This window comes from Couchioplanes caeruleus, from assembly GCF_003751945.1.
In the GTDB taxonomy this organism is placed as follows: Bacteria; Actinomycetota; Actinomycetes; order Mycobacteriales; family Micromonosporaceae; genus Actinoplanes; species Actinoplanes caeruleus.
On sequence record NZ_RJKL01000001.1, the window covers coordinates 5,105,487 to 5,118,211 of the forward strand.

General features: G+C 69.9%; 14 protein-coding genes. All 14 read right to left on the minus strand.

What is annotated here, in order from left to right:
* Window positions 1-12 precede the first annotated feature (12 nt).
* Window positions 13-1,062, minus strand: a complete 1,050-nt coding sequence (locus EDD30_RS22740) for a sulfotransferase family protein (RefSeq protein WP_071809757.1) — start codon at window positions 1,060-1,062, stop codon at window positions 13-15.
* 87 nt (window positions 1,063-1,149) lie between these two features.
* Window positions 1,150-1,395 carry a hypothetical protein gene (locus tag EDD30_RS22745; protein WP_071809756.1) on the minus strand — a complete coding sequence of 82 codons (246 nt, stop codon included), beginning with the start codon at window positions 1,393-1,395 and terminating at the stop codon, window positions 1,150-1,152.
* Window positions 1,396-1,398: 3 nt separating this feature from the next.
* On the minus strand, window positions 1,399-2,943 hold the full coding sequence (locus EDD30_RS22750; protein ID WP_244945364.1) for a hypothetical protein: 1,545 nt from the start codon (window positions 2,941-2,943) through the stop codon (window positions 1,399-1,401).
* Window positions 2,933-4,990, minus strand: coding sequence for a flagellar biosynthesis protein FlhA (gene flhA, locus EDD30_RS22755; protein WP_071809754.1), 2,058 nt, complete (start codon window positions 4,988-4,990; stop codon window positions 2,933-2,935). Before flhA ends, EDD30_RS22750 begins: the two co-directional genes overlap by 11 nt.
* A gap of 108 nt (window positions 4,991-5,098) precedes the next feature.
* Window positions 5,099-6,190: an EscU/YscU/HrcU family type III secretion system export apparatus switch protein gene (locus EDD30_RS22760; RefSeq protein ID WP_071809753.1), complete on the minus strand. Its 1,092-nt coding sequence runs from the start codon at window positions 6,188-6,190 to the stop codon at window positions 5,099-5,101.
* 3 nt (window positions 6,191-6,193) lie between these two features.
* Window positions 6,194-6,961 carry a flagellar biosynthetic protein FliR gene (gene fliR, locus EDD30_RS22765; protein WP_071809752.1) on the minus strand — a complete coding sequence of 256 codons (768 nt, stop codon included), beginning with the start codon at window positions 6,959-6,961 and terminating at the stop codon, window positions 6,194-6,196.
* Window positions 6,958-7,788, minus strand: a complete 831-nt coding sequence (gene fliP / locus EDD30_RS22770) for a flagellar type III secretion system pore protein FliP (protein ID WP_244945365.1) — start codon at window positions 7,786-7,788, stop codon at window positions 6,958-6,960. Before fliP ends, fliR begins: the two co-directional genes overlap by 4 nt.
* Window positions 7,789-7,861: 73 nt before the next feature.
* Window positions 7,862-8,305, minus strand: a complete 444-nt coding sequence (fliO, locus tag EDD30_RS22775; protein WP_071809750.1) for a flagellar biosynthetic protein FliO — start codon at window positions 8,303-8,305, stop codon at window positions 7,862-7,864.
* 3 nt (window positions 8,306-8,308) lie between these two features.
* Window positions 8,309-9,058, minus strand: coding sequence for a flagellar motor switch protein FliN (gene fliN, locus EDD30_RS22780; protein WP_071809749.1), 750 nt, complete (start codon window positions 9,056-9,058; stop codon window positions 8,309-8,311).
* Entirely contained in the window at window positions 9,055-9,996 is a 942-nt protein-coding gene (locus tag EDD30_RS22785) for a flagellar motor switch protein FliM (protein WP_244945366.1), read from the minus strand. The genes fliN and EDD30_RS22785 overlap by 4 nt, the downstream gene beginning before the upstream one ends.
* 114 nt (window positions 9,997-10,110) lie before the next feature.
* Window positions 10,111-10,566, minus strand: a complete 456-nt coding sequence (locus EDD30_RS22790; protein ID WP_071809747.1) for a flagellar basal body-associated FliL family protein — start codon at window positions 10,564-10,566, stop codon at window positions 10,111-10,113.
* Window positions 10,567-10,585: 19 nt separating this feature from the next.
* Window positions 10,586-11,626 (minus strand): OmpA/MotB family protein, encoded by a 1,041-nt coding sequence (locus EDD30_RS22795; RefSeq protein WP_071809746.1) that lies wholly within the window; start codon window positions 11,624-11,626, stop codon window positions 10,586-10,588.
* Between the two features lie 2 nt (window positions 11,627-11,628).
* The gene (locus tag EDD30_RS22800) at window positions 11,629-12,420 is read right to left on the minus strand and encodes a motility protein A (protein ID WP_071809745.1); all 792 of its coding nucleotides are present in this window, start codon (window positions 12,418-12,420) and stop codon (window positions 11,629-11,631) included.
* Window positions 12,420-12,704, minus strand: coding sequence for a flagellar FlbD family protein (locus EDD30_RS22805; RefSeq protein WP_071809744.1), 285 nt, complete (start codon window positions 12,702-12,704; stop codon window positions 12,420-12,422). The genes EDD30_RS22800 and EDD30_RS22805 overlap by 1 nt, the downstream gene beginning before the upstream one ends.
* Between the last annotated feature and the right edge of the window lie 21 nt (window positions 12,705-12,725).

Below are 12,725 nucleotides of genomic sequence, written 5' to 3' on the forward strand. Positions count from 1 at the left end.
CGCCGTCGAACGTCAGGACTGGGCGACGTCCACCCGGCGATCCGCCTGCGCCACGGGCGAGGTGGCCTGACGGTGCAGGGTCGCGGCCGGAAGGTGGGCCAGGTCGTGGTCGCGACGCAGGCGGCTGGCCGCCCGGCTCAGCCCGCGGCGGGCCGGGACGAGCCGCTGCGGCGCCGCCGTCCAGCCGTAGCGCAGCAGCTCGGCGGCGGCCGGGCGGACCGCGCCCGTCACCTCGTAGCCGTGGGCCACCAGGCGGCTGCCCAGCGCCGCCTCGCAGAGCGCGATCTCCTCCGCCGTCAGCCGGCTCTGCCAGCTCTGCACCCGCTGGGTGGTCACCGGTGAGTGCGTCCGCGCGTGCCAGGTCTTGAACGAGGGCACGGCGACATCGGCCACCGCGGACGGTTCCGCCATGGCCGGGTGGTAGTCCTCCCCGAGGTACGCGCACAGCTCGCCGAGCCGCCCCTGCGGGTCGGCGACGAGGTCCTCGTAGCGCAGCTCGTACCACTGCGAGGGGCCGAGCCGGCGCGCGGCACGCCGGGCGTCGTCCACGGCGCGGGCCCAGGCGGCCACCGTCGCGTAGATGTCCTTGCGGTGCCAGGACATCTCCTTGAGCGACGCCACGCAGTCCCGGCCGTCGCGGACGATGTTGACGAACTGGGCGTCCGGGAAGAGCCGCAGCAGGATGTCGACGTTGTGCAGGTACGCCGGCCGCTTGTCGCCCCACCGCGGCTTGCCGAAGCGGGCCGCGTACCGCTGGAAGATCGTGCCCAGCGCCGAGCCGAGCGTGCCCTGGCCGGCGGTGATGAGCTCGACGGTCTCCTCGGCGTCGAGGCCGAGGTCGCAGAAGCGGGTCTCGCGCCGGTCGACGATGCGCCGGGCGAGCGCGCGCCGGTTCTCCGCCACCCGCAGGTCGCCGAACTCCCGGCGCTCGCGGTATGCGGCTAGCACGAACCGGGTCTCGGGCGGAATCGCGATCCGTGGATGGGCGTGCAGCATGAGCTGCAGCATCGTCGTGCCCGAACGCGGGCAACCGACGACGATGATCGGCCGGTCAGTCGGCACCGTGCACCTCCGGTGGGCAGTCGCTCACCAGAGGTAACATACGGCCAAAACGGGCGATTGTTAACGAACTGCCAGGCGTGTCGCGCCTCAGGTTTCGGGACGCGGCTCAGGCGTCCCGGCATCCGGGGTGGGCGTGACCCGGGTGCCCGGCTCCTCCTTCCGGCCGTATCCCGCCGTGACGAAGCGCAGACCGGCGAGCAGTATCGCGGCGATCGGCACGGCGATGAGGAACCGGATCAGCACCTCGGTCACGTCGATCTCGTCGAGCACATAGCGATACAGCGCCGGCGCGCTCATCAGCAGCGCGAACAGCAGGACGGAGGGCCGGATCACGGCTCACCCCCGGCGGGCGGGCCGGCGGGGCAGGGCGGCCATCGGGACCACGTCGGCGGCGATCCGGGCGCAGAGCAACGCCGCCCACGAGTGCGGGGTGGCGGGCTTGCCGTCCAGCGAGACGATCGGCACGTCGAGGCCGAGCACGGTGGCCGGGTCGGAGGTGATGTCCACGTTGTGCACCACCAGCGCCTCCACGTCGCCGAGCGCCCGCAGGTGCCGGGCGGTGTCCGCGGTCTTGCGGGTGGCGTCGACGACCGCCCAGACCGCGGTCGCCTTGAGCGCCTCGCACATGTCGTTGACCCAGATCGGGTCCGTACGCCCGACCACCGCGTCGACCACCACGATCCAGGCGTGATCGGCGTTGTGCAGCTTCTCGGCCTTGGTCACCGCGGCGGCCGGGTCGCCCAGGATCCGCGACGAGTGCATGCCGGTGCCCGCGGCCGACGGGCCGCCCAGCATCAGGTGCGCCTGGTCGAGACCGGCCTGCTCGCAGAGCTTGCGGCCCATCGGCACGGCGTGGTCGAGGTCGCCGGCGAGGACCAGGATCTCGCCCGGCGCGTCCGGCACGGCCGGTGCGGACGGGCGCGCGGCCAGGACGCCGAGCACGCCCGCGTACGTGTCCCCGCCGGTGATCTCCGCGGCCATCTCCTCGGGCATGCCGACCCGCATCAGGTTCTGCTGCACGGTGTCGAAGTGCTGCGGCCGGACGGGCGTGGGCATCGCCGTGGTCACGTGTGCCGTCGTCGCCGGGACCGAGGAGGTGGGCCCGAGACCCAGCCCGCCGAGCGACTCCGCCAGGGAGACCGGTGCGGGCGCGGGGGAGGTCGGCGCCAGGCCGTACGCGGCGGCCGGCGTGCGGGGCGGCGCCGGATTCTGCGCGGCCAGGTTGGCCGCCGGGCTCGGCGTGAAGGGCGGGTGGTCGTTCACTCCGAGCCCACCCATCAGCTCCGCGAGCGACGGTACGGTCGGCAGCGGCTTCACCCCCGCGTTCGCGCCGCCGTTCACCGGGGAGCCGGTCGCCTGCGCGGGACGGAACGGCCGTACCGCGGGGCTCTCCGGTTGCTCCGGCTCCGCTTCCCGGGGCGGGATCGACGGCCGGTTGTACGCCTCCGCCTTGTCCAGGTTCGCCATCAGCTCGGCGAAGGCGGAGCCCGGGTCGGACAGGCCCCGGTTCGGCGGAGCATCGAGCCCCGGGCCGCGACCGCCCACCACCGCGTCGACGTCGCCGAAGCCGGCGTCCCGTCCCGCGGTGCGGTCGCCGGGCGGGCCACCGGGCGCGATCCGGTCCCGTGACTCGGCTCGGGCCAGCAGTTGCTCCAGCGTCTGCGGACCCTCGTCGGAAGCTGCCGGCGCCCGCCGCGGCGGGGCGTCGGTGCGCTCGCCGGGGTCGGGGACCTCGACGGACAGCTCGTAGTGTTGCTTGGCGAAGAACCCGCCGAAGCCCCCGGTCCGGACCTTGTCCGCCGAGATGATCCGCACCGAGGAGCCGTACTCGTCGCGCACCTGCGCCAGCAACGGCTCGATGGCCGGACCCTCAAGCAGCACCCGCGTAGGCACCGTTCACCACCCCCATGGTCTCAATCTGTGCGGTGGAACCTGAAATCTCCGAGTAGGACAGCACCTGCACCCGGCGGGAGCCGGCGCGCAGGAGACGCATCAGTGGCAGTCGCAACTGCGGTGAGCAGGCCAGGACCGGCGTGATGCCGGACTGCTCGGCGGCCTCGACGAGCCGGCCGGCCTCGGTCACGATCGCCTCGGCCCGCAGTCCGTCGATCGCCATGAAGGCGCCGGTCTCGCTGGGGCGCAGCGACTCGAGCAGACTCTGCTCGAGCATCGGCTCGAGGGTGATGACCGTGAGGCGGCCGTCGGCGGCGTACTGGGCGGCGATGGCCGGCCCGAGCGCGGCCCGGGCGGCCTCGACCAGGCCGTCGTGGTCGACGGAGACCTTGGCGCGCAGGGAGAGGGATTCGAAGATCCGGACCAGGTCGCGGATCGGCACTCCCTCGTCGAGCAGCGCCTGCAGCACCCGCTGGATCTGGCCGAGGCTGAGCAGGGTCGGAGTCAGCTCCTCGACCACCACGGGGTGCGTGCGCTTGACCATCTCGGTCAGCGACCGGACGTCCTCGCGGCCGAGCAGGCGGCTGGCGTTCTGCCGGACGATCTCGGCGAGGTGGGTGATGATCACGGAGGCCCGGTCCACGACGGTCGCGCCGGAGAGCTCGGCCTGGTAGTGCAGCTCGGCCGGCACCCACTTGCCGGCGAGGCCGAAGACCGGCTCGATGCCGGCCCGGCCGGGCAGGGCCTGCAGCCCGTCGCCGATGGCCAGCACCGTGCCGGGCGGCGCCTGCCCGCTGCCGGCGTCGACGCCGGAGATGCGGATCGCGTACGACGACAGCGGCAGGTCCAGGTCGTCGCGGGTCCGTACCGGCGGCATGATGATGCCCAGTTCGAGGGCCATCTTGCGGCGCAGCGCCCGGACCCGGTCGAGCAGGTCGCCGCCGTTGGAGTCGACCAGGTCCACCAGGTCGGGCGAGAGCGCGAGCTCCAGAGGGTCGACCCGCATCTCGCCGAGCAACTGCTCGGGTGAGTCCGGCGCGGGCCGCTCGGCCTCCCCGGCGGCGGCCGCGGCCGCGGCGGCGGCCTCGGCCTCGGGTTCGGGGTCCTTGATCCGCTGGGCGATGAGGAGCGTGATGGCGCCGATGATGAGGAAGGGCACCTTCGGCAGGCCGGGGATGACGCAGAGCCCGAGCGCCGCGCCGCCGGCGATCCGCAGGGCGAGCTTGTTCTGCCCGAGCTGGGCGGTGACGCTGCTGCCCATGTCGCCGGAGGTCGCCGAGCGGGTCGTGATCAGACCGGTGGCGACCGACAGCAGCAGCGCGGGGATCTGCGAGACCAGGCCGTCGCCGACGGTCAGCAGGCTGTACTGGTTCATCGCCTCGGCGGGGGCCATGCCGTGCTGGAGGATGCCGACCCCGAACCCGCCGACCAGGTTGATCACCGTGATGATGATGGCCGCGATCGCGTCACCCTTGACGAACTTGGAGCCACCGTCCATGGCGCCGTAGAAGTCGGCCTCGGCGGCCACGTCCGCGCGGCGCTTCTTCGCCTCGGCCTCGTCGATCAGGCCGGCGTTGAGGTCGGCGTCGATCGCCATCTGCTTGCCGGGCATCGCGTCGAGGGTGAAGCGGGCGCCGACCTCGGCGACCCGCTCGGCACCCTTGGTGACCACGACCATCTGGACGATGATCAGGATCAGGAAGATCACCAGGCCGATGACCAGCGAGCCACCGACGACGAAGTCGCCGAACGCGTGGATGACCTTGCCGGCGTCGCCGTCGCGCAGCACGAGCCGGGTGGCGCTGATGTTGAGCGCGAGCCGGAACAGCGTCATGACCAGCAGCAGGGCCGGAAAGACGGAGAAGTCGAGTGGCCGCTGCACGAACATCGCGACCAGCAGGATCAGCAGGGCGCCCGTGATGTTGGTGGCGATCAGGAGGTCGAGCAGGAAGGTCGGCAGGGGCACGACCATCATGACGATGATGCCGATGACCCCGATGGGTACGGCGAACTTACTGAGGTTGCGGTTCTTCACGGCCCCCCTTCCACCTGCTGATAGTCCCGCAGCGAGGGCCATGATGTGAGGAAATCTCCCAGATCATGACTATGCTCCTTTAAACCGCGGCGGAAAACCGAAACGACATCAAGCAGCGGTCTCGGCAGCGTTCGGGTTGCGGTGCACACCTGCGACCGACCCACGCGCCTTCATGCTCATCACGAACGCCAGAACCTTTGCCACCGCCCCGTAGAACTCGGCGGGGATCTCCTGCCCCACCTCCACGCCTTTTTCCAGCGCCCGGGCCAGCGCGACGTCCTGCACCAGGGGGATCCGGTGCTCGGAGGCGAGCTCCCGGATCTTCTGCGCGATGGCACCCTGCCCCTTCGCCAGCACCCGGGGCGCCCCCTTCTCCGGGTCGTAGCGCAGCGCGACCGCCACGTGGGTGGGATTGATCAGCACCAGGTCCGAGGTCGGCACGTCGGCCATCTGCCGGCTGCGGGCCATCGCCATCTGCTTGGCCCGGATGTGGCCCTTGAGGTGCGGGTCGCCCTCCGAGTTCTTGTTCTCCTGCTTGACCTCCTCCTTCGTCATCCGCAACTGCTTGTTGGTGCGGCGGCGGACGACGAAATAGTCGGCGGCGGCCATCACGATGCCGGCGATGGAGGCGGCTCGGATCAGCCCCAGTGCGGCGTCGTTCACCACGCCGAGCAGCGCAAGGACCTGCAACCGACCCGCCGTCATGAGCACCGGCACGATGTCCTTCGTGGTGGCGTAGAGCACACCCGCCAGCACGCAGGTCTTGATCAGGGCCTTGCTGCCTTCCCACATCGCCTGCGGGCCCAGCATCTTCTTGATGCCGGGCCACGGGTTCAGCCGGTTGAACTTCGGAATGAACAGCTTCGTGGCCACCCGGATGCCACCCTGCGCCCCGGCCGCCGCGATGCCGATGGCCATCATGGTCACTGCCAGCGGCAGCACCGCCCAGCCGGCACTCATCAGGCCGTCCTTCAGGATGCCGAGCGCGACCTGCGGATCGGGGTTGGCGATGACGTCCGGAATCTTGGCCATCAGCTCCTGAGAGTGCTCCATCGCCGACTTCAGAGTGCGCGGCAGCATGATGCTGGCGGCCAGCATGCCGAACCAGGCGCCGACGTCCTGGCTGCGCCCGATCTGGCCCTCCTGCTTGGCCTTCTTGAGCTTCTGTGGTGTCGGCTGTTCGGTCTTCTCACCGGCCACGGCTCACCCCCCGCCGCTGAGGTGGACGACCGCGCTGACCGCCTTGTCGATCAGCCCGTCCAGGGCCTGGGGCAGGATCGTGATCGCCGTGCCGGAGAGCGTGAGCACCAGGAAGATCTTGGCCGGGAAACCGAGCTGGAACGCGTTGAGCGCGGGCGCCACCCGGTTCAGCAGGCCGAACGCGACGTCGGTGAGGAACAGGACGGCGATCAGCGGCCCGGCGATCTGTACCGCCGCGACGAACATGTCGTCGATGCCCTCGGTCAACACGCGGTTGAACGTCGCCATCGAGAAGCTCGAGTTGAGCGGCAGCGTCTTGTAGGACTCCAGGAACCCGCGGAGCACGAGCTGATGCCCTTCGCTGGCGAACAGCAGGGTGGCCGCCACGAGGTTGTAGAAGCGGCCGAAGACCGAGCTCTGGTTCTGCGACAGCGGGTCGTAGGCGGCCGCCAGTGCGAAGCCGCCGAAGACGTCGATCATGTCGCCGGCGGCCTGGATCGCGGCGAAGAACAGGTACGTGATGAAGCCCAGCGCCGCCCCGACGAAGACCTGCAACAGGGTTGCGGCGAGGATCGCCGAAGTCTCGATCGACGGCAGGGTCGCCTGAAGGTGGGGCGCCATCGGCAGCGCCAGGCCGATCGAGAGCAGCACCTTGATCTGGCCCGGGATCAGGCGCGAGTTGAACGGCGGGCAGAGCATCAGCCAGGCGCCCGCGCGGGCCGCACCGAGGAAGATCGCCAAGAGCTGCGCGATGGGCAGGTCCCAGTTCATTTCGGATACGAACCCACGAGCGCGGTGATGATCAGCCCCCAGCCGTTCACGAGCACGAACAGCAGGAGTTTGAACGGCATCGCCACGGTCACCGGCGGCAGCATCATCATGCCCAGCGACATCAGTGATGCGGAGACCACCATGTCGATGATGAGGAACGGGATGAAGATGACGAAGCCGATGATGAAGGCGGCCCGCAGCTCGGACAGGACGAACGCCGGGATCAGCGTGGTCAGCTCCACGTCGTCGGCGTTGGCCGGCTTCTCCTGACCGGAGACCTTGATCAGCAGGGCGAGCTCGTCCTGGCGGGTGTTCTTGAGCATGAACTGCCGCAGCGGTTCCACGCCGTCGCGGAACGCCACCGACTGAGACTTGTCCCCGGCCAGGTACGGCTGCACGCCCTGCTCGTTCACCTGCGACAGCACCGGGCTCATGATGAAGAGGCTGATGAACAGCGCCAGCCCGGCGAGGACCTGGTTGGGCGGCATGCTGGTCAGACCGAGGGCGTTGCGGGTGATCCCGAGGACCATGAAGACCTTGGTGAACGCCGTGCAGAGCAGCAGGACCGCCGGAGCCACCGAGAGCAGGGTCAGGCCCAGCACGATGACCAGGGACGTGGCCGGTTTGCTGCCGTCCGGGTTCGTACCGTTGATGTTGAAGTCGATCGAACCGCCGCCGGTCGGCCGCACGGTCGGCGCCACGGGCGGGGTCGGCGCGGGCGCCTGCGGCACCTGGTATTGCGCCACCACCACCGCCGCGGGTGCGGGCGCAGGCGCGGCGGCCGCGGCCTGCGTCGCGGCGATGGGCAACAACGCACCCAACGCCAAGAAGAGGATCCCTGCCAACCTCCCCGCCGCCCGCGACCGGACTGAAGGCTTCACGCTTGCCCGCCGCCACATGTCAGTGCCTCGCTGTCCGGTCGCGCAGGAAGTCGAGAGTCGACGTCCAGGTCCGCGGGGAGAGGATCGAGCCCTCCAGCTTGCCGCCGTGGTGCGGCAGCACCGTGGGATGCGCCGACGGTAGGACGTCGTTCGGCCCCACCGTCACCGCGTCATGCGTGCGGTTCGTCGCCGGCACGGCGTGCGGCTCGTGCGCGAAGGCCGCCAGCTCCGTCTCGCCGAGCAGGCTGACCTGGTTGTCGGTGACGCCCAGGATCAGCGCCTTGTCCGCCACCCGGACGACCGCCACCGAGGATCCGCGGCTGAGCGACTGCCGGTTGAGGATGGAGAGGTTGCCGTGCCCGCGCCTGCCGACGCCGCCCCGGCGGGCGACCCGGGCAAGCCCCCACATCAGGCCGAAGACGACCAGCAGTGAGAAGCCGATGCGCAGGACGAGCTCGAACAACGTCTACTCCCCGCTCCCGGGGGAGAGGATCTCCGTGATCCGGATGCCGAAGTTCTCGTCGATGACCACGACCTCGCCGCGCGCGATCAGCCGCCCGTTCACCAGCAGGTCCGCGGGGCTGCCGGCGGCGCGGTCGAGCTCCACGATCGCGCCCGGGCTCAGCGACAGGAGCTCACGCACGCTCATCCGGGTGCGGCCCAGCTCGGCGGAGACCTCCATCTCGACGTCGTGCAGCATGTCCAGGCCGCCGCGCATCACCGCCGCATCGCCGCCGCCGCGCCGGGCCACCCCGCCGGCTCCCGGGTCGGCCGGCCAGGGGCTGAGCGACAACGCCAGCACGGCCCGGATGTCGCCGCCGTCGAGCAGGGGAACGGCCACCGCATCGGACTTCGCGGCCACCGCGCTGAGCGCGACACCCGGTTCCATGAGCTGACCCGGGTCGAGCACGACGGGACCGAACGAGCGGGCGGCGGCTTCCAGCGCCGGGCGTACGGCGGCGGTCAGGTCCAGCTCGCCGAGCGGGCTCTCCTTGAGCGCGTCGGCCAGGTCCTGGCCGACCACGACGACGACCTCGCCGGTGGCCGCACCGCTGAACTTCGCGGTGATCGCCTGCCCGGAGGTCAGCATGTCGCCGCTCGCGGCCACGGGCGCGCCGACCGACAGCTCACGGCTCGTCGGGAGCACCGCCAGGGCCGCCTGCGCGGCGGTCCTGACCAGCGCCAGCTGCGGGTCGGTGATCGTGGGCGCGGTCATCTGCGTTTTTCCTCCTTGGGCGGCGACGGCACGACGAGACACGCGAGCCGGGCACCCTGGTTACCGGGAACTGCATGTGCGAAGACGGCCTCGTTGACGGTTACCTCGAGCGGCAGACTGGTCGGGTGCGCCAGCGGCACGACGTCTCCGGGACGTAGATCCACGATGTCATCGGTACGCATCCGGATGGGCTGGAATCGGACAGCTACGTCAATCGGCGCCGCGGAAAGTCCGGCCGTCAGGTTGCGGTGTGCGGTCTCGCGGGCCATCCGCTCGGCCGGCGAGAGCTCGATCGCCTCCTGCTTCTCCAGGACCGGGAGGATGGTGTTGAACGGCAGGCAGATGCTGGCCATGCACTCCTCGGTGCCGACCTTCATCTCGAAGGTGGCGACCACCACCGCGTCGCCCGGCTGGTGCGTGCGCAGGAACTGGGCGTTGTACTCGATCTCGCGCAGCTTGGGCTGGATGTCGACCAGGGTCTCGAAGCCGTATCGCAGCTCGCCCAGCATGCGCTCGAGCAGCCCGCGCAGCAGGGGCATCTCGACCTCGGTCAGCGGCCGTTCCGGCTGGGGCCCGCCCGGGCCGCCGAGCATGTGGTCGATGGCGGTCATCACCGCGGAGCTGGCCATCTCCATCAGCACCGTGCCGGGCAGTGGGTCGATCGACACCACCGCGATCAGGGTGGGGTTGGCGAGGGTGGCGACGTACTCGTCGTAGGTGAGCTGCTCGATCGAGATCAGCGAGACACTGCTGACCGTCCGGAGGCGAGTGGTGAGCAGGGTGCCGCAGCTACGGGCGTATGTCTCGAAGGCGATCTGCAGGGTCCGGACGTGGTCGCGGGACAGCTTGATCGGCCGCCGGAAGTCGTACTGCGTGGGCCCCGCGCTCGCGCCGCGGCGGGACATTCTTCCGGGGGGTCGGGACGGGGACGTGGTCACGTCGTCCTCATCGGCTCGGTTGCGCAGCCGCTGAGGCGTAGGGCGTGCTTTGAGGTGCTATACGACTAATGGGCGGATCCGCACGTCGCGGACCCGCCCATCGGAATCGCTGAGCTACTGCGTGACGAACGAGGTGAAGTAGATCCCCATGACGAGGTGCTTGTCCTCGACGTTGTACGCCTTCTCGATCTTCTCGAGCAGTTCGTTCTTCGCCGCCTCGCGACCCTTTTCCGTCTCGAGCTCGCCGATCTTCTTGCCCGTGTACTGGTCGATCGCCAGGTTGATCGCCTCGGCGGTGTTGATCTCCTCCTCGCCGGCCTCCTCGGTCATCTGGAGCGCGAAGCCCATCTTGAGGTAGTGGCCCTCGGCGAGGTTGATCGTCAGCGGGTTCTCGATCGTCACGACCGCGCCCTTGACCAGCTCTTTGGCCTCGGCGGGCTGACTCCTCAGGAACATGAAGTACGCGCCCGCACCGCCACCGGCGAGCAGCACGACGACGAGCATGATGACCATCAGTAGCTTCTTGGACTTCTTGGGCGCCTCGGCCGTAGCGTCCTTCTTTTCTGCCATCGGAACTCCTCCTGTCGTGTCAGTCGTGGGTAGTGGTGGTGCCGGTCTCGGCCGTGGCCGGGGACCCGCTGCTCGATTCGGACGTGGCGGCCGTGGCTTTAGCCTTCGCGGCCGCCTCGGCCGTGGTCTCACCGGTGTGCAACTTGCTGTCCGGGCCCGCCGCGGACGGCAGCAGCACCGCCTGCTCCGCGTTGAGCATGGTCAGGACGACCACGTCGACGCGGCGGTTCATCGTGATGGACCGCGGGTCCTTCGGGTCGATCAGCGGCTTGGTGTCGGAGAATCCGACCGCGCTCATCCGGTCCTTGGCCAGCCCGCGCTCCACCAGGTACCGCACGGTCGTCGAGGCGCGTGCCGCGGACAGCTCCCACCCGCTGGGGTAGTACGTGACCGCCGCCTTGAGCTGGTTGGTGTTGCCGTCGACCTCGATGTTGTTGGGCAGCTTGGCGAGCGTCGGCGCGATGGCATCGAGGATCTTGCGGCCGCCCGGCCTCAGCTCGGCACGGTTGCCCGCGAAGACCACCTCGTTGGTCACCACGGTGATCACCAGACCACGCCGGTCGATCATGAACTTGACCTGGTCGAGCAGCTTCGCCTTGGCCAGTGCGTCGGCGATGCGGCGCTCGATCTCCTTGAGGTTCTCCGCCTCCTTCGCCGCCTCCTTGGCGTTCGCCGAGGCCTCCTTGCGGCTCTCCGCGAGCACCGCCCGCTTCACGGCCTCGGCCTGCTCCTTGCTCATGCCGGCCGTGCCGCTGCCGCCGTCACCCGGGTTGACGCCGGGGTCGATGGCCACCACGTTCGTGGCCTCGCCCGCGCCCTCGAGCACCTGCGGACTGCCCTGGAAGGCCGCGCTGCTCGCCCCGAAGCCCTCGGACAGGCCGGCCGCCAGCTCGGCGAACTTGGCCTTGTCGACGTTGCTCATGCTGAACAGCACGACGAACAACACGAACAGCAGCGTGAGCATGTCGGCGTACGACACGAGCCAGCGCTCGTGGTTGACGTGCTCCTCGTGCTCCTCGTGCCCGCCCTTCTTGCGGCGGGCTCCTCCCCCGGAACTCATGATTAAGCGGCCTTCTTCGTCGTGGCGGCGGCCTCGGCGGCCTTGGCGGCGTCCGGCGGCAGCAGACTGCGGAGCTTCTGCGCGACCAGGCGGGGGTTCGAGCCGGCCTGGATGGCCAGCACGCCGTCGATGACCAGCTCCATCTCGTCCACCTCGATGCCGGAGAGACGGGTCAGACGGGAGGCGAGGGGCAGGAAGATCACGTTGGCGGAGAGCACACCCCAGAGGGTCGCGACGAACGCCGCGGCGATGGAGTGACCCAGCGTCTCGGGCTTGTCCAGGTTCTCGAGCACGTGCACGAGGCCCATGACCGTACCGATGATGCCGATGGTCGGTGCGTAGCCGCCCATGTTCTCGAGGATCTTCATGCCGGCCTTGTCGGCCTTCTTCTTCGCCGCGATCTCGGCGTGGAGGATGTCGTGCAGCTCCTCCGGGTCCGTACCGTCGATCGCGAGCTGGAGGCCGCGCTTCAGGAACGGGTGCTCGACCGTCTTGACCGCGTCCTCGAGGGCCAGCAGGCCCTCGCGGCGGGCCCGCTCGGCGAGCTTGACGATGTCGTCGACCAGCTTGCTCGGCGGGGCCACCTTGGCCATGAAGGCCTTCTGCAGCAGGCCGCCGATGCCGAGGGCGTCCTTCAGCACACCGCCGGCCATGGCGGCACAGAAGGCACCGCCGAAGACCAGCAGCATCGCCGGGAGCAGGAGGATGGAGGCCGGGGTACCGCCCTCCAGGATCTGCACAACGAAGACGATGATCAGGGCTACGACGACCCCAATGATGGCGGCGAGGTCCATCAGCGGTCCTTCCGGTGCAGCGGCAGCACGGTCGCAGTGGCCTGCGGCGCCTGCTCGTCTTCGGGTTGGGTCAGGGCGGGCTCGGTCTCGACGCGGCTCGCCTGGGCGATCAGCGAGGCGCGGTAGTGGCGCACCGAGTCGATGAACTCGGGCACGGATTCGGCGATGACGTACTTGGTGCCGTCCACCAGCGTGATGACCGTGTCTGGCGTGCAGTCGGCACGCTCGACGAGGTCCGGGTTGAGGGCGAAAACGGTTCCGTTGAGGCGGGTTACGAGGATCACGACGTCCGTCCTTGGGGCGTT